The organism is Azonexus sp. MM2026_4 (assembly GCF_055901855.1).
Genome location: NZ_CM148380.1, coordinates 1,559,118 through 1,575,488 on the forward strand (window position 1 = coordinate 1,559,118; position 16,371 = coordinate 1,575,488).

At 65.8% G+C, this 16,371-nt stretch carries 22 protein-coding genes; 19 read left to right on the forward strand and 3 right to left on the reverse strand.

Annotated elements, in window-relative coordinates; translation table 11 throughout:
• The first annotated feature begins 120 nt into the window (after positions 1–120).
• The 19 genes from AC0KWY_RS07155 (at position 121) to AC0KWY_RS07245 (ending at position 13,470) form a co-directional block, all read left to right on the forward strand.
• Entirely contained in the window at positions 121–1,977 is a 1,857-nt protein-coding gene (locus tag AC0KWY_RS07155) for a DEAD/DEAH box helicase (RefSeq protein WP_474028940.1), read from the forward strand.
• A gap of 173 nt (positions 1,978–2,150) precedes the next feature.
• Positions 2,151–2,762, forward strand: a complete 612-nt coding sequence (gene rpsD / locus AC0KWY_RS07160; protein ID WP_474028941.1) for a 30S ribosomal protein S4 — start codon at positions 2,151–2,153, stop codon at positions 2,760–2,762.
• Positions 2,763–2,767: 5 nt separating this feature from the next.
• Complete coding sequence (locus AC0KWY_RS07165) at positions 2,768–2,935, forward strand: hypothetical protein (RefSeq protein ID WP_474028942.1); 168 nt, start codon at positions 2,768–2,770, stop codon at positions 2,933–2,935.
• Positions 2,936–2,945: 10 nt separating this feature from the next.
• Positions 2,946–3,149, forward strand: a complete 204-nt coding sequence (locus tag AC0KWY_RS07170) for a hypothetical protein (protein WP_474028943.1) — start codon at positions 2,946–2,948, stop codon at positions 3,147–3,149.
• Complete coding sequence (locus AC0KWY_RS07175) at positions 3,133–3,570, forward strand: hypothetical protein (RefSeq protein WP_474028944.1); 438 nt, start codon at positions 3,133–3,135, stop codon at positions 3,568–3,570. The genes AC0KWY_RS07170 and AC0KWY_RS07175 overlap by 17 nt, the downstream gene beginning before the upstream one ends.
• 115 nt (positions 3,571–3,685) lie before the next feature.
• Positions 3,686–3,862, forward strand: coding sequence for a hemin uptake protein HemP (locus AC0KWY_RS07180; protein WP_474028945.1), 177 nt, complete (start codon positions 3,686–3,688; stop codon positions 3,860–3,862).
• A 99-nt stretch (positions 3,863–3,961) separates the two neighbouring features.
• Complete coding sequence (locus tag AC0KWY_RS07185; RefSeq protein WP_474028946.1) at positions 3,962–4,603, forward strand: energy transducer TonB; 642 nt, start codon at positions 3,962–3,964, stop codon at positions 4,601–4,603.
• Between the two features lie 2 nt (positions 4,604–4,605).
• The gene (locus AC0KWY_RS07190; protein ID WP_474028947.1) at positions 4,606–5,352 is read left to right on the forward strand and encodes a MotA/TolQ/ExbB proton channel family protein; all 747 of its coding nucleotides are present in this window, start codon (positions 4,606–4,608) and stop codon (positions 5,350–5,352) included.
• Position 5,353: 1 nt separating this feature from the next.
• A complete protein-coding gene (locus tag AC0KWY_RS07195) occupies positions 5,354–5,779 on the forward strand; it encodes an ExbD/TolR family protein (protein WP_474028948.1) in 426 nt (141 codons plus the stop codon).
• Positions 5,780–5,818: 39 nt separating this feature from the next.
• Entirely contained in the window at positions 5,819–6,541 is a 723-nt protein-coding gene (locus AC0KWY_RS07200; protein ID WP_474028949.1) for a hypothetical protein, read from the forward strand.
• Positions 6,542–6,568: 27 nt separating this feature from the next.
• Entirely contained in the window at positions 6,569–6,820 is a 252-nt protein-coding gene (locus tag AC0KWY_RS07205) for a FeoA family protein (protein WP_474028950.1), read from the forward strand.
• Between the two features lie 16 nt (positions 6,821–6,836).
• Positions 6,837–7,067, forward strand: coding sequence for a FeoA family protein (locus tag AC0KWY_RS07210; RefSeq protein WP_474028951.1), 231 nt, complete (start codon positions 6,837–6,839; stop codon positions 7,065–7,067).
• Positions 7,067–9,397 carry a Fe(2+) transporter permease subunit FeoB gene (gene feoB / locus AC0KWY_RS07215; RefSeq protein ID WP_474028952.1) on the forward strand — a complete coding sequence of 777 codons (2,331 nt, stop codon included), beginning with the start codon at positions 7,067–7,069 and terminating at the stop codon, positions 9,395–9,397. Before AC0KWY_RS07210 ends, feoB (AC0KWY_RS07215) begins: the two co-directional genes overlap by 1 nt.
• Entirely contained in the window at positions 9,394–9,645 is a 252-nt protein-coding gene (locus tag AC0KWY_RS07220; RefSeq protein WP_474028953.1) for a FeoC-like transcriptional regulator, read from the forward strand. Before feoB (AC0KWY_RS07215) ends, AC0KWY_RS07220 begins: the two co-directional genes overlap by 4 nt.
• A gap of 87 nt (positions 9,646–9,732) precedes the next feature.
• Positions 9,733–11,673, forward strand: coding sequence for a ferrous iron transport protein B (feoB, locus tag AC0KWY_RS07225; protein WP_474028954.1), 1,941 nt, complete (start codon positions 9,733–9,735; stop codon positions 11,671–11,673).
• Between the two features lie 10 nt (positions 11,674–11,683).
• Complete coding sequence (locus AC0KWY_RS07230) at positions 11,684–11,926, forward strand: ferrous iron transport protein A (RefSeq protein ID WP_474028955.1); 243 nt, start codon at positions 11,684–11,686, stop codon at positions 11,924–11,926.
• A gap of 166 nt (positions 11,927–12,092) precedes the next feature.
• Positions 12,093–12,578: a bacterioferritin gene (bfr, locus tag AC0KWY_RS07235; RefSeq protein WP_474028956.1), complete on the forward strand. Its 486-nt coding sequence runs from the start codon at positions 12,093–12,095 to the stop codon at positions 12,576–12,578.
• Positions 12,579–12,588: 10 nt separating this feature from the next.
• The gene (gene bfr, locus AC0KWY_RS07240; RefSeq protein WP_474028957.1) at positions 12,589–13,071 is read left to right on the forward strand and encodes a bacterioferritin; all 483 of its coding nucleotides are present in this window, start codon (positions 12,589–12,591) and stop codon (positions 13,069–13,071) included.
• A gap of 195 nt (positions 13,072–13,266) precedes the next feature.
• The gene (locus AC0KWY_RS07245; protein ID WP_474028958.1) at positions 13,267–13,470 is read left to right on the forward strand and encodes a (2Fe-2S)-binding protein; all 204 of its coding nucleotides are present in this window, start codon (positions 13,267–13,269) and stop codon (positions 13,468–13,470) included.
• Positions 13,471–13,538: 68 nt separating this feature from the next.
• Here AC0KWY_RS07245 and AC0KWY_RS07250 read toward each other — a convergent pair whose 3' ends face one another.
• Genes AC0KWY_RS07250 through AC0KWY_RS07260 form a run of 3 tightly spaced genes read right to left on the reverse strand, consistent with a single transcriptional unit; the run spans position 13,539 to position 16,367 of the window.
• Complete coding sequence (locus AC0KWY_RS07250; RefSeq protein WP_474028959.1) at positions 13,539–14,552, reverse strand: extracellular solute-binding protein; 1,014 nt, start codon at positions 14,550–14,552, stop codon at positions 13,539–13,541.
• Between the two features lie 16 nt (positions 14,553–14,568).
• Positions 14,569–15,252 (reverse strand): Fe2+-dependent dioxygenase, encoded by a 684-nt coding sequence (locus AC0KWY_RS07255; protein WP_474028960.1) that lies wholly within the window; start codon positions 15,250–15,252, stop codon positions 14,569–14,571.
• Positions 15,246–16,367 carry an alpha-hydroxy acid oxidase gene (locus AC0KWY_RS07260; protein ID WP_474028961.1) on the reverse strand — a complete coding sequence of 374 codons (1,122 nt, stop codon included), beginning with the start codon at positions 16,365–16,367 and terminating at the stop codon, positions 15,246–15,248. The genes AC0KWY_RS07255 and AC0KWY_RS07260 overlap by 7 nt, the downstream gene beginning before the upstream one ends.
• Between the last annotated feature and the right edge of the window lie 4 nt (positions 16,368–16,371).

Genomic DNA, 16,371 nt, shown 5'->3' on the forward strand with positions numbered 1-16,371 from the left:
CAGGATTCACCCCATTGATTTATTCCCCGGCATGGCTGCGTCGGGGTCACCCAGGCCGCCCGCGATTCGGGCGAATACCGCTGCCCGTCGCGAACCGGCAGCGCGGAAAGGAACAGCATCATGACGTCTACCGTCGACAGCTTTGCCGAACTCGGCTTGAGCGAATCCCTGCTCAAGACCCTGAGCGAAATCGGTTACGAAACCCCCTCCCCCATCCAGGCCCAGTGCATTCCCGTCCTGCTCGACGGCCGCGACATGATCGGCATGGCGCAGACCGGCACCGGCAAGACCGCCGCCTTCGCGCTGCCCTTGATGGAAACCATCGACATCAAGGTGAGCAAGCCGCAGGCGCTGATCCTGACGCCGACGCGCGAACTGGCGATCCAGGTCGCCGAAGCGCTGCAGAGCTACGCCAAGAACCTGCCCGGCTTCCACGTGCTGCCGATCTACGGCGGCCAAAGCTACACCATCCAGTTGAAGCAACTGGCGCGCGGCGCCCACGTCATCGTCGGCACGCCGGGCCGCGTCATGGACCACCTGGAGCGCAAGACGCTCAATCTCGACAATCTGAAAACCCTGGTCCTCGACGAAGCCGACGAAATGCTGCGCATGGGCTTCATCGACGACGTCGAATGGATTCTCGAGCGCACCCCGGAACAGCACCAGACCGCGCTGTTCTCGGCGACGATGCCGGAACAGATCCGCCGCGTCGCCCAGAAATACCTGGTCGATCCCAAGGAAATCAAGATCAAGTCGGCCACCGCCACGGTCGCCGCCATCCGCCAGGTGTACTGGCAGGTTTCCGGCATGCACAAGCTCGACGCGCTGACCCGCATCCTCGAAGTCGAAGAAGACTTCGACGCCGCCATCATCTTCGTGCGCACCAAGACCGCCACCGTCGAACTCGCCGACAAGCTCAACGCCCGCGGCTACGCGGCTGCCGCGCTGAACGGCGACCTCAACCAGCAAATGCGCGAACGTGTCATCGAACAGTTGAAGTCCGGCGCCCTCGACATCGTCATCGCCACCGACGTTGCCGCCCGCGGCATCGACGTGCCGCGCGTCAGCCACGTCATCAACTACGACATTCCGTACGACACCGAAGCCTACGTGCACCGCATCGGCCGCACTGGTCGCGCCGGTCGCACCGGCAACGCGATTCTCTTCGTCGCCCCGCGCGAAATCCGCATGCTGCGCACCATCGAGCGCGCCACCCGGCAGCCGATCGCACCGCTGACGCTGCCCAGCCGTGCCGACGTCACCAACAAGCGGGTCGCCGACTTCAAGGCCAAGGTTGCAGAAGTCCTCGATGCCGAAGGCCTCGATTTCTTCGCCAACATCGTCTCGCAGCTATGCGAGGAAAAAGAGGTCGGTGCCGAGGAAGTCGCCGCCGCGCTGGCCATGATGGCCCAGGAAAGCAAGCCGCTGCAGATCGTCGGCGAAGACCCGGCACCGCGCCCCTTCCGCGACGAACAGGGCGAACGCCGCCCGGCCAGTTTCGCCGACCGCGAACGCAAGCCGCGTTTCGAGGAACGTGGCGAACGCAGCGAACGGCCGCGTTTCGAAGAACGCAGCGAGCGCCCGCGCTTCGAGGACCGCCCGCCGCGTACCGAACGCCCGGCCCGGCCCGCGCCGGCCGGCGACATGGTGCGCTACCGCATCGATGTCGGCCGTGACCACGGCGTCGAAGTCCGCGACATCGTCGGTGCAATCGCCAACGAAGCCGGCATCGAAAGCCGCTTCATCGGCCGTATCGGCCTTTATGAAGAATCGAGCACTGTCGAATTGCCGGCGGGCATGCCCACCGAAGCCTCCAACGCACTGAAGCGTACCCGCATCCGCGGCGTGCCGATCAACCTGCGCCCCGACGAAGGCCGTTCCGGCGGCAGCTTCGGCGGCGAGCGGAAATTCAGTGGCGGAGAACGCAAGTTCGACGGCGAGCGCAAGTTCAAGAAGAAGCCGTTCGCCGACCGCTGAACACAACCCATCCCATGAAAGCCAAGGTGAAATACCTTGGCTTTTTTTTCGCCTGGATGACCCGAGTCTGAATTCCTTGACAGCGCAATCGCAAACGCGAATAATTCGCAACAAGTAGCCAGCTAGCGTTCTTCCGCAAGCCAGCCAGTTTCCCCGAAACGTCTGGAGTGCTTATGTCCCGCTATACCGGCCCCCGCCTCAAAGTCTTGCGCGCTCTCGGTGTCAGCCTGCCCGGCCTGTCGCGCAAATCGCCGCAACAACGCACGCAACCGCCCGGCCAGCACGGCGCCCGCAAGACCACCGCCCGCCCGTCGGAATTCGGTCTGCAACTGATGGAAAAGCAGAAGCTGCGCTACAACTACGGCATCACCGAGCGCCAGTTGCGCCGCACCGTCGCCGACGCCAAGAAACACCGCGGCACCACCGGCAACAAGCTGATCGAACTGCTCGAGCGCCGTCTCGACAATCTGGTCTTCCGCGCCGGCTTCGCGCCAACCATCCCGGCCGCTCGCCAATTGCTCGCCCATGGGCATTTCCAATTGAACGGCAAACGGGTGACGATACCGTCGATCCGGCTGCGCGTTGGCGACGCCTTCGGGCCGACCGAAACCGGCAGCAGGATCGGTCTGCTACGCGCCACGCTGGAAGTTCCTTCACTGGAACGCCCGGAATGGATCGCCTTCGACAGCACCAGCTACAGCGCGCGCCTGCGGCAGCTACCCGACGCCGCCCCCTTCCCGCTCGACCTGCAACGCGTTGTCGAATACTACGCGCCCCGGATGTAGATCCCATGGAACACAACTCGCCGCCCTTTCCGGAGCCCAGCGGAGCGTGCAGTTGGTCGCCCCTGAAACGTAACGAGATCAATCCCGAACAGCGAGGCCACATCATGAATACCCTGTTGATCAATACCGCGATCGCCGGCCTGTTGCTCTGGTTGATGATCGCCGCCGCCTGAGGAGAAAATGATGCCGAACAGCAACTTGTGGGCAGCCATCCTGAGCCAGCTCCTGATTCATGAAGAAACAGGCTGCCGCCACTCGGCACTACATGCCGCGCGCCTGCTCGATCAGCTTTGTGATCTGGAAATGGACGACAACACGCGGCAACTGTGCGAACGTGCCAGCCTGCGCCTCGGTGCCCCGGAGAACCCACATGCTAGCGCCGCTTGAGAACAGGGCCATCCTCGAACGCGAGCCGGCGAACGAAGATACGGGGGACCACCCCCTGCTCGCCGAAAACCGCGCCTTGCGTCGCGCCCTGCAGCAGGCACGCAGCCAGCGCAAGCGCCTCCTGACGCTGCATGCGACACGTCTGGCTGGACAAGCCGAGCACGTCGATGCCCTTCAGAGCGAGTGCAAGACCCTTCGGGAACGCCTCGATCGACTCGAGTCCGGCCAGGCCATCATTGAACTCGGCCGGCAGTTGATGGAAGCACGCGAAGCCAACCAGCAACTGATGGCCGCCGCGCAGCGCGTCTGGCAGTTGGACAAAACCCTGTGTGCAGCCCAGCGCGAATGCGAGCGGATCGCCTGCGAACGCGACCGACTCGCGCTACGACTTTGTCAATCTGACAGGACGGTTGCGCCGTGAGCCTCCGGATTCGCAACGCGGGGCAGGCCTTCCGGCGCCCCTACAAACGAATGGTATTGACAATCGTTCGTATTTCTATAAGATTCACTCATCGTCTTCAACACGCCGCCGCAATATGAACAGCCCGTCCAAGACCACGCCGCCAACGAACCCCGTGCCCAACAACGGCGGCATCCTCCGGCTCGAGAGCAAGGAAATCCTGCGCGGCGCGAACACCGTCGAAATCGAACACGCGGGCCAGCGCTACCTGTTGCGCGTCACCCGCGAAAACAAGCTGATCCTGACCAAATAAGTTTTCTCTCCGTTGTAAGACTTTCCCCACAGCCAGCGCGCCAGATGCCAGCAAGCCAAGGGTTTTTTTGGGCGAGCGCGGGACTTCCTGAATATCGCCATGAGCCACACACTTCGTCATCCCTCGACACCCCGGCGCGGCAGCCTGCTGACCATCGTCGTCGGCCTGCATGCCGCCGTCCTGCTGGTTGTGCTGGCGGCCAAGACCATCGCCCCGCAGATCATCGAAACACCCCTGCTGGTCGATCTGCTGCCGGCGCCGCAGATCGAGGCGACACCGCAAGCCAAGCCGCAGCCGGTGGCCAAACCCGAGCCGATCCGGCAAAAACCGCAGCCGACACCGAAGACGCCAACGCCGGTGCTCGAAACCACGACCAGCCAGGCCCCGGCCGAGCAGGCGCCGGTCGCCCCGCCGCCGGTGCTCGAACCGGCGCCGCCCGCCCCCGCCGCGCCGGCCGTCAGCCAGGCCCGCTTCGATGCCGATTACCTGCGCAATCCGCCGCCGCCCTACCCGCCGCTAGCGCGCCGCATGGGCGAGCAAGGCAAGGTTGTCCTGCGCGTTTCGGTGACGCCACTGGGCACCGCCGACGCGATCGAGGTACGCAGCTCCTCGGGTAGCACCCGACTCGACGAATCGGCGCTGAAAACCGTGCGCAACTGGAAATTCATACCGGCCAAACGCGGCGACCTCGCCGTTCAGAGCTGGGTCCTGGTCCCCATCATCTTCAAACTGGAGCAATAAGCATGCAGGAAACCGTTCAAGAAAACGCCTTCGGCCTCGCCCACCTGTGGGCCCAGGGCGACACCGTGTCGCATGCGGTGGCGGTGCTGATCGTCGTCATGTCGATCGCCAGCTGGTACCTGATCCTGGCCAAGACCTGGGACTGGTGGCGCATGCGCCAGGCAGCGCGGGCGGTCGGCGCTTTCTGGGCGGCGAAGAGCGTCGGCGAGGGCATCGAAAGACTGCGCCAGGCCGGTGCCGACAGCCCCTACACCCAGCTCGCCGTCCAGGCGCATAGCTGCAACGTCGACTGCGAGGCGGTCAGCGACCGTCTGGCTTCGCGCTTCGATCCGTCCGAGCAGATGGAACGGGCGCTGCGCCAGCAACTGTTGACCACTCAGTCGGGGATGGAAAACGGCCTCACCTTCCTCGCCACCACCGGTGCCACCGCGCCCTTCGTCGGCCTGTTCGGGACCGTCTGGGGCATTTACCACGCGCTGGTGGCGATCGGCGTCAGCGGTCAGGCGGCGCTCGAAAAGATCGCCGGCCCGGTTGGCGAAGCGCTGATCATGACCGCCGCCGGCCTCGCCGTCGCGCTGCCAGCCGTATTCGCCTACAACACCTTCACCCGGGTCAATCGCGTCATCCTCGCCGACCTCGACGCCTTCGCCCACGACCTGCACGCCTTCTTCACCGTCGGCAAGCCGCTGGTCGCCAACAGCGCCCAGATCCACCCGATGCGCGCCCGCGCCGCGACGGAGGCCGCATAACATGGCGATGGGCAGCTTCAACGGCACCGGCAGCCAGATGCCGACGGCCGAGATCAACATGACGCCGCTGGTCGACGTGATGCTGGTACTGCTGATCATCTTCATGATTACCGCGCCGCTGATGACGCACTCGGTCAAGGTCAACCTGCCGCGCGCCTCGAGCACGCCGACGCCGGAAAAGCCGATGACGCTGCAGGTCTCGATCACCGCCGACAACCGCATCTTCATCGGCAGCGAGGCGATCGATCCGGCGGCGCTGGAAAGCCGCTTCCGCGATGCCGTCGCCCGGGATGCCAATGTTGAACTGCACCTGAAGGCCGATCGCGACAGCCGTTACGAAAGCGTCGCCGAAACGATGAGCGCGGCGCGCCGGGCCGGTCTTGCCAAAATCGGTTTCGTCACCCAGCCTGCAACCAGCGCCCCCTGATTACCATGTACACCTACTGAAACCCACCGGAAAACCACCATGAATCCGCTCCGCCACGCCTTGCAAAAACGCCCTGCCCGACTCGCCGCCCTGATCGGCAGTGGGCTCCTGATCACCTCGCTGGCGCATGCCGAAGGGCCGATGAACGTCAACGACGCCGGCACCCTGGACAAGGGCGGCATGAAGATCGAAAGCGTCCTGAGCAAGGACGACAAGGTACGCGGCGGCGAACTGCTGTTCGGCTTCGGTTTCCTGGAAAACCTCGAAATGGAAATCGGCGTCGCCCGCGCCACCGATCACGCCAGCGACCCCGACAGCCGCGCCCGCGGCGTCGGCTTCGGCGCCAAGTGGGTGCCCTACCAGAACGAAACCGGCTGGTCGCTGGGTGCCCGTTTCGATTACGGCCGCACCCGCATCAACGACCGCGAGACGCCGGAGAAATTCACCGAGCGCAGCTATTCGGCGAGCGCCCTGGCGTCCTATCGCCTGGAAAACGGTCAGGTCCTGCACATCAACCTCGGCGCCGCCCGTACCAGGGCGCAGGGCGATAGCGAAACGCTCGGCACCTGGGGCATCGGCTACGAATTCCCGCTGACCGAAGGCCTGCAACTGACCGTCGAAACCTTCGGCGAGGAACACAGCGGCCCGGACAAGGCAATCGGCCTGCGCTACGAAATTTTCGACGGCTTCAAGGTCTCGGGCGCCGTTGGCCGGGGCAACGACCGTAGCTTCGGGCAAGTCGGCCTGGCCTGGGAATTCTGACCCTTCAACACTGACCGGATGAACGCCATGAGCCACGTCAAGACCTTCCCCTTAAGCATGGCCAGCGCCGGCCAGCATGTCCGCGTTGCCGCCCTGATGGGCGGCGGCGGCCTCGACCGCCGCCTGACCGAGATGGGTCTGAACGTCGGCGCCGAGCTGATCGTCCGCCAGCGCGAAGGCGGCGGCGTCGTCGTCATGCGCGGCGAGACCCGCTTCGCGCTGGGCGGCGGCATGGCGCACAAGATCATGGTCGCGCCGCTGGCCGACGCTTGCAACTGAATCGGGGAGAACACGCATGACCACTCTGGGACAACTTCAGGTCGGCGAACGCGCCAAAGTGACGGGCTACGGCGAAGCCGGCGGTGCCTATCGGCGCAAGCTGTTGAGCATGGGTCTGACGCCCGGCGTCGAAATCGGCATCACCCGCGTCGCGCCGATGGGTGACCCGGTGGAAATCAAGGTCCGCGGTTGCAGCCTATCGCTGCGCAAGGAAGAAGCGGCCAGCCTGAACGTGGAGAAGCTGTGATGAAAGCGAAAATCACCATCGGTCTGGTCGGCAACCCCAACTGCGGCAAGACCACGCTGTTCAACGCGCTGACCGGCGCCAGGCAGCGCGTCGGCAACTGGCCCGGCGTCACCGTCGAGAAGAAGAGCGGCGAATACCGGCTCGCCGACCAGTTGGTCGAGGTCATCGACCTGCCCGGCACCTACTCGCTCGACGTCGTCGACCGCGACATTTCGCTCGACGAGCGCGTCGCCCGCGACTACGTGCAGGCCGGCGAAGCCGACCTGATCATCAACATCGTCGATGCCTCGAACCTCGAACGCAATCTCTACCTGACGACGCAACTGGTCGAGATGGGCGTTCCCCTGCTCCTCGTCCTCAACATGACCGACGTTGCGCAAGCCAAGGGGATGCAGGTCGATGCCGACGAACTCGCCGGGCAACTCGGTTGCCCGGTGCTGCCGATCATCGCCGCGACCGGCAGCGGCATCGACGCCCTGAAGGCGGCGATCAGCCGGGCGGCGGACGACCAGCCGCGAGCCACCGCCCGTGTCGACTACGCCGAACCGCTGGCCCGCTGCATCGACCTGCTCGCCGCCAGCATCGCGGCGAGCCTGCCGGTAAGCCCGAGTTCGCCGCGCTGGCTGGCGGTGCGCGTCCTCGAAGGCGACGACCTGGCCCGCCAGATTCTCGGCGACCAGCTCACCCGCCAGGCCGCCGAGGCTGCAGAGGCCTTCAATGGCGATCTCGACATCCTTATCGCCGACGCCCGCTACGGCCTTGCCAACCGCATCGCCAACGCCAGCGTCAGGCACAGCGGCGAGGTCACCCGCGACCTCACCGACCGCATCGACCGCGTCGTCCTCAACCGGGCGCTCGGCATCCCGATCTTCCTGGTCATGATGTACCTGATGTTCATGTTCACCATCAACATCGGCGGCGCCTTCATCGACTTCTTCGACCAATTCACCGGCGCCCTGCTGGTCGACGGCGGCGCCGAACTGCTCGGCAGCCTGGGCGCCCCGGAATGGCTGACGGTGCTGCTGGCCAAGGGCATCGGCGGCGGCATCCAGACGGTGGCCACCTTCATCCCGGTGATCGGCTTCCTCTACCTCTTCCTGTCGGTGCTCGAGGGCTCCGGCTACATGGCGCGCGCCGCCTTCGTCATGGACCGCTTCATGCGCTGGGTCGGCCTGCCCGGCAAATCCTTCGTGCCGCTGATCGTCGGTTTCGGCTGCAACGTGCCGGCGATCATGGCGACGCGCACCCTGGAACATCGTCGCGACCGCCTGATGACCATCGCCATGGCGCCCTTCATGTCCTGCGGCGCCCGCCTGCCGGTCTATGTCCTGTTCGGCGCCGCCTTCTTCCCGGAAAACGCGCAGAACGTCGTCTTCGCGCTCTACCTGACCGGCATCGCGCTCGCCGTGCTGACCGGCCTGATGCTCAAGAACTCCCTGCTCAAGGGCGAAGCGACGCCCTTCATCATGGAACTGCCGCCCTACCACCTGCCGACGCTGAAGGGCGTGCTGCTCGCCACCTGGGAACGCCTGAACAGCTTCATCGTGCGCGCCGGCCGCATCATCGTGCCGATGGTGCTGGTGCTGAACTTCCTCAACGCCGTCGGCCCCGACGGCAGCTTCGGCAACGAGGACAGCGACAAGTCGCTGCTCGCCGAAGTCGGGCGCAGCATCGCCCCGGCCTTCTCGCCGCTCGGCATGCGCGAGGAAAACTGGCCGGCGGCGGTCGGCATCTTCACCGGCATCCTGGCCAAGGAGGCCGTCGTCGGCACCCTGGACGCCGCCTACCAGGCACTCGCCGAGAGCGATGCCGCGGCGGCCGGCGAAGCCCCCGCCGAGGAGGAGCCCTTCGACCTCGGCGCCAAGCTCGACGAGGCTTTCGCGACGATTCCCGCCAACCTGGGCGACGCCCTCGGCAAATGGGCCGATCCGCTCGGCCTGGGCATCGGCGACGTCAGCGACCAGGCCGCGGTCGCCGCAGACCAGGAAGTCGCCGGCAGCACCTTCTCCGCCATGGCGGCCCGCTTCGACGGTGCGGCCGGCGCCTTCGCCTACCTGCTGTTCATCCTGCTCTATTTCCCCTGCACGGCGGCAACGGCGGCGGTCTACCAGGAAAGCGGCGCCCGCTGGACGCTCTTCGTCGCCGGCTGGACCAGCGGCCTGGCTTACGGCACGGCGACGATCTACTACCAGCTCGCCACCTACGCCGCCCATCCTGCCACCTCAATGGCTTGGGTGGCGACGGTTTGCGTCGCCTTCGCCGGCTTCTTCTTCACCCTGCGCCATTTCGGGCGGCGGGAAAACCTGGCGATGCTGGCGGCAGCGCGATGATCGTCAGCCGCCTCGAGCATTACCTGCGCGAACATCGCCGTGCCGCCCTGAGCGACATGGCGATCGCCCTCAACGCCGACACCGACGCCCTGCGCCCGATGCTCGGCATGCTTGAGCGCAAGGGCCGCATCCGCCGCCTGCCGGCCGGCACGGCGTGCGGCGGCGGCTGCAGCAAATGCCCCCCGTCCACCATCGAGTTGTACGAGTGGAGCGAGACCGCCGCCAGCGTCATGCACGGACCGCGCTGATGCGCCGACTCCCCCCTGCCAACACCCCGCAATCGCCCATGCCGTCTGGCTTGGGTGGTTTGTCGATTACAAAGTAGAATCGTTCCCATGAACGCCCAAGTCTCCCGCGCAGTCCTTCTCGTCGGCCATCCCAACGTCGGCAAATCGGTACTTTTCCACCGCCTGACCGGGGCTTACGTCAATGTCTCGAACTACCCCGGCACCACCGTCGAAGTCACCCGCGCCAGCGCCCGCTTCGACAGCCAGACGGAGTTGCTCGACACCCCCGGCGTCCTCGCCCTGCCCTCGCGCAGCGACGACGAAAGAGCGACGGTGCGGGCGCTGCTCAACGAATCCAGCCGCAGCCTGATCCAGGTCGGCGACGCCAAGAACCTGCGCCGGACGCTGACCCTGACCGCCCTGCTAGCCGAGCTCGGGGTGCCGATGGTGCTGGCGCTGAACATGCACGACGAAGCGACGGCGCGCGGCGTCATGGTCGACGTCGAATCGCTCGCCGAGGAACTGGCGATCCCGGTGCTGGCCACCGTCGCCACCGGCGGCGAAGGCATCGGCGAACTGAGCGGCAGCCTGGCCCGGGCCGCGGTCGCCGACTGCCTGTTGCACTACGATCCCGAACTGGAAAGCGACATCGCCGCCGCCGCCGCGCTGATCGCCGAGCTGGCGCCGCACCCGGTGCTCGCCGCCCGCGGCCTGGCCATCCTCTTCCTCGGCAACGACGACGAAGTCGAAGCCTGGCTGCGCGAACGCGCCGGCGCCGACTACCCCCGCCTCGAAAACCTGCGCCAGACCGCCCGCGCCAATGCCGACGGCGACCTGCCGACGCTGCTCGCCCGCGAACGCACCGCCGCCGCCGATGCGCTGGCAACGGCGGTCACCCGACGCGCCGTGAACAGCAGCCCGCTGCTCTCGCAACGGGTCGGCCAGGCCGTCGTCCATCCGGTCTGGGGCATTCCCATCCTGCTCGGCGTGCTCTACGCGGTCTACCAGTTCGTCGGCGTCTTCGGCGCAACGACGCTGGTCGGGCTGTTCGAGGAAGACCTCTTCGAAGGCATCCTCAACCCGGCCTTCACCCAGCTCGTCGAAAACGCTGCCGGCGGCACCTGGATCAGCGACCTGCTGGTCGGCCAGTACGGCCTGTGGACGATGGGCATGACCTACGCGCTGGCGCTGATCCTGCCCATCGTCACCACCTTCTTCATCGCCTTCGGCGTGCTCGAGGACTCCGGCTACCTGCCGCGCCTGACGGTGATCGCCAACCGCCTGTTCGCGATGATCGGCCTCAACGGCCGCGCCGTGCTGCCGATGGTGCTCGGCCTCGGCTGCGTGACGATGGCGACGCTGACCACGCGCATCCTGCACTCGCCGCGCGAACGCCTGATCACCATCTTCCTGCTGGCGCTGGCCATTCCCTGTTCGGCCCAGCTCGGCGTCGTCCTCGGCATGCTCGGCGGCTTTTCCTTCACCGCGGTGCTGGTCTGGGCCCTGGCCATGGTCGGCGTCCTGCTGCTTTCCGGCTTCCTCGCCGCCCGCCTGATTCCCGGCCGGCGCATCCCGCTGGTCACAGAACTGCCGCCGATGCGCCTGCCGATTGCCGGCAACGTCCTCAAGAAAACCGGCGGCCGCCTCAAGTGGTACCTCGTCGAAGTCATTCCGCTGTTCCTGGTCGGCACCTTCCTGATGTTCGCGCTCGACCGCTTCGGCATCCTGCCCGCCATCGTCGAGGCCGGCGAACCGCTGGTCACCGGCTGGCTCGGCCTGCCCAAGGAAGCCTCGGCGGCCTTCGTGATGGGCTTCCTGCGCCGCGATTTCGGCGCCACCGGCCTGTTCGTCATGGCCGACCAGCTCTCGCCGATCCAGGCCGTCGTCGGCATGATCACCATCACCCTGTTCATCCCCTGCTTCGCCAGCCTGCTGATGATGGTCAAGGAACAGGGTATCCGCGTCGCCGCGGCGATGGTCGCCATCGTCGTCCCCTTCGCCTTCTTCGTCGGCGGCCTGTTCAACTTCGCGCTGCGCGCCCTCTGGTAGGAAACCACCCATGCCCCACCAACACGACGCCCGCCTGCCGCTCGCCTTCATCCCGCCCGGCAGCGAAGTCAAACTGGCCGCGCTGGGCGAAGAAATCGACCCGCTGCAGCGCGAGCAGTTGACCGCCTACGGCCTCGCCGAAACGCGACCGATCCGCGTGCTGCAGCAAAAACCGATGACCGTGATCCTCGCCGACGAGGTCGAACTGGCGCTGGAACACAGCGTCGCCCGTCACATCTGGGTCACCCGCTGAAACGCCGCGCCGGAAGCGCAAATGATAACGTTTCGTAATTCATTGTTTTTACGAAATTTTCCGGGAACCCACCGGCACTTGCGCGGTCGCAACCTATACAATCCGGCACACGGCAAGCCAGCCGCGTCACGCCAGCCAGCCATTTCCTAACTTGCGGAGAAATGCCATGAAGGGCGACAAGAAAATCATCGACATCCTCAATGACCTGCTGGCCGGCGAACTGACCGCCGTCAACCAGTACCTGATCCACGGCGAGATGTACGCCGACATGGGTCTCAACGAACTGGCCGAGAAATCGATCCACGAATCCGACCACGAGCGCCAGCACGCCCGCGCGCTGATCCAGCGCATCCTCTTCCTCGAAGGCAAGCCGGACCTGTCGAAGCGCGACACGCTGAAGATCGGCAAGAACGTTCCCGACATGCTGAAGGCCGACCTCGACGTCGAGTACAAGGTCGATGGCGACCTCAAGAAGGCGATCGCCGCCTGCGAGAAGGCCCAGGACTACGTTTCCCGCGACATGCTGGCGGCGCAGCTGGAAGACACCGAAGTCGACCACGCCTACTTCCTGGAAAAGCAGTTGCGCCTGATCGACCTGGTCGGCCTGCCCAACTACCTGCAGAGCCAGATGGGCTCGGGCAGCCCGGCCTGAGGAGCGCGACATGAAAGGCGACAAGAAGGTCATCGAAATCCTCAACAAGGTCCTCAAGAACGAGCTGACCTCGATCAACCAATATTTCCTGCACGCCCGGATGTTCCGCAACTGGGGTCTGGAAAAGCTCAACGACTACCAGTACAAGCAGTCGATCCGCGTCATGAAGGAAGCCGACGAGCTGATCGAACGCATCCTCTTCCTCGAAGGCCTGCCCAACCTGCAGAACCTCGGCAAGCTGCTGATCGGCGAGAACGTCGTCGAGTGCCTGGCTGGCGACCTCAAGTACGAACAGACCATCCAGCGCCCCTTGCTGATCGAGGCGATCGCGCTGTGCGAAGAAGCGCAGGACTACGTCAGCCGCGAATTGCTCGAAGACCTGCTCGAACACTGCGAACAGGCGATCGACTGGCTGGAAACCCAGCAATCGCTGATCGTCAACGTCACCCTACCGAACTACCTGCAGGCGCACATGGAGCCGGGCGAAGGCTGAGCCCAGCCCACCTCGTCACAAAGCCGCGGCCAGTCCGCGGCTTTTTCGTTGACCGGCGACTGGCACCGTATTTGCGTACAAGCTTCCCGCAAGGAGAAGTTTGTCGCGCCTGCAACAAAGCCCAAGTAGGTATTGACATTCGTTCTCAACACCATACAATAGGAATTGTTCGCATTACCTTTCGAGGTGCCTTTCATGTACGTCTGTGTCTGCCATGCCGTCACCGATCGCCAGATTCGCCAGGCTGCCGCCGACGGCGCGCGCACCCTGAAAGACCTGCGCCGCGAACTGGGCGTCACCCGCGATTGCGGCCGCTGCGCCTCATGCGCCCACGAATGCCTGAAGGAAGCCCAGGACAAGGGCGGCAAGCCGGGCAAGGTGGTCCTGCTCGCCGCCTGAGACGGATACCGGCCCAACAAAAACGGGAACCCGCGGGTTCCCGTTTTTGTTGCCCGAAGCGCCCTTGCTCAGCGGTAACCGACGCGGTCGAGCAGTTTCTGGGCGGCCGGCAGTTGCCTGGCGATGTTCTGCAGTGGCGTCGTGTCCACCTTGAAGCTGCCCAGTGCTGCGAGTTCCTCGTTGGCCACCTTGACCGTCGGCACCGCCGGCCATTCGTTGTTGCCGTTGGCGAAATAGCGCTGTGCCTCGTCGCTCGCCAGGTATTCGAGGAAACGCAGCGCCGCCTCGCGGTGTTTCGTGGTCTTCACCATGCCGCCACCGGAAACGTTGATGTGGGTGCCGTAGCTGTCCTGGTTCGGCCAGACGATGCCGACGCGTTTCATCAGATTGCGCTCCTCGACCCGCTCGGAGGCCATCATCCGCACCAGGTAATAGCTGTTGGAGACGGCGACGCCGCATTCGCCGCTGGCCACCGACTTGATCTGGTCGGTATCGCCGCCACGCGGATTGCGCGCCAGGTTGGCGACCAGGCCGCGCGCCCAGGCCTCGCTCGCCGCCTCGCCGCGGTGGGCGATCTGCGCGGCGACCAGGGTCAGGTTGTAGACGTGGCCGCCCGGCGTGCTGCAATACTGTCCCTGCAGCTTCGGATCGGCCAGCGCTTCGTAGCTCGGCACGTCTTCCGCCTTGAACTTGCGCTTGTTGTAGATGATCATCCGCGCCCGCGTCGAGAAGGCGAACCAGGTGTCGGAGCGCAGGTGCGCCGGAATCCGGCTTTCCAGCACCGCCGACCTGACCGGCGCGAACAGCCCCCAGGCGTCGGCCACCGCCAGGCTGGCGGCATCGACGGTGATGAAGACGTCGGCCGGGCTGTTGGCGCCCTCGTTGCGGATACGCTCGATCAGCTCGTGCGCCTTGCCTTCGATGCGGTTGATGCGGATGCCGGTCTGTTTGGTGAAGTTGTCGTAGAGCGCTTCGTCGGCCTGGTAATGGCGCGCCGAATAGAGGTTGAGGACTTTCTCCTCGGCCTGGGCGAGGCCGGCGCCGAGCAGGACGGCGAGGATGGGCAGCAGTCGCTTGAGCACGCGTTTCTCCTTGAAATCAGGGGTTTGCCCACTGCCGCAGCAGGTTGTGATAGACGGCGGTCAGCTTGAGCAGACGCTCGTCGTCGGCCGGCACGACGCCGGTCATGCCCTGGATCGCCTGGTCGAGATCGAAGAGCAGCGTGCGCGAACTGTCGTTCTGCACCATGCTCTGGATCCACATGAAGGAGGCGATGCGGGCACCGCGCGTCACCGGCGTCACCCGGTGCAGGCTGCTCGACGGATAGAGGACGAGGTCGCCGGCCGCCAGCTTGGCCGCCTGGATGCCGAAGGGGCCCTCGATTTCCAGCTCGCCGCCGTTGTACTCGTCGGGCTCGGCGAGGAACAGGGTGGCCGAGAGGTCGCTGCGCACCGAAATCGACGTGCCCGGCACCTGCATCACCGCACTATCGACATGCGCGCCATAGGTGCCGCCGTCGGCGTAGCGGTTGAACTTGGGCGGATAGATGCGCGCCGGCAAGGCCGCCGAGATGAACAGCGGGTTGTTGCCGAGTCGCCTGAGGATGCGGTTACCCAACTCGACCGCCAGCGGCGAGCCATCCGCCAGTTGCTGGTTGCGCTTGACGGCGCGGGCCAGCGTACCGGCCGTCTTCAGGCCGTCTTCCCATGGCGCGACAGCGAGCGACTCGCGGAACTGCCTGACTTCGTCCTTGCTCAGGACTCCTTCGATCGGAATCAACATCTCGTTTCCTTTTCCTTGAAAATCATCGCCGCACCGATGTCGGCCAGCGTCGCGCAGCCTGCCTGCGCCATGCACACTTCGAGTTCCTCGCGCAGCAAGCGCAGCAGGTGGGCAACGCCGAGCGCCCCGGCAACCGCCAGCGCGTAGGTCTGCAAGCGGCCGACCAGCACCGCGTCGGCGCCCAGCGCCAGCGCCTTGAAGACGTCGCTGCCACTGCGGATGCCGCTGTCGAGCAACAGCGGATAAGCGTCGCCGACGGCGGCGCGGATCGCCGGCAGCGCGGCGAGGCTGGCCGGCGCGCCGTCGAGCGAGCGACCGCCGTGGTTGGAGACGATCAGCCCGGCAACGCCGCGTTCCTTGAGCAGCACCGCATCCTGCGGATGCAGGACACCCTTGACCAGCACCGGCAGACGCGTCTCGCCAAGCAGCCAGTCGAGGTCGGCGAGCGTCGGCGCCTGCGCCATCACCCCCTGAAAGACGCGGCTCTGTCCGCGCTCGATGACAGGCGGCGGCGCGGCCGGGTAATCGGTCAGATTGGCGGCGACCACCGCCGCCGGCAGCGCAAAACCGGCGCGCTGGGCGCGCAGGCTGGGCAGTTTGATCGCCGTGTCCAGCGTCACCACCAGCACCCGGTAGGCGGCGGCCTCGGCGCGCCGGACGAGGTCTAGCGTATGCCGGCGCTCGGCCTGGAAATACAGCTGGAACCAGCGCTCCGCGCCGGCCTGCGCCGCCACCTCTTCCAGTGTCCGCCCGGCCAGCGTGCTCAGCACGAAGCCGCTGTCGCTCGCCGCCGCACCGCGCGCGACGTCGATTTCGCCCTGCCGGTGGGCCAGCGTCTGGTAGGCGAGCGGTGCCAGCAGAATCGGATGCGCCAGGCGGCGGCCGAACAGCTCCAGCGCCGTATGCCCCTGGCCGACATCGCGCAGCAGGCGCGGCCAGATCCGGGTGCCGTCGAAGGCGGCGCGATTCGCCGCCAGCGTCGTCTCGTGCCCGCAGCCACCGGCGATGTAGGCGAGACGATCGGCGGCCAGAAAATGCCCGGCGATCGCTTCGTAATCCTGCGCGCAGCGGATCTCGGCGGGAATGGCGGTCAGTGGCGGTCGGTTTTCTTGCATTGCA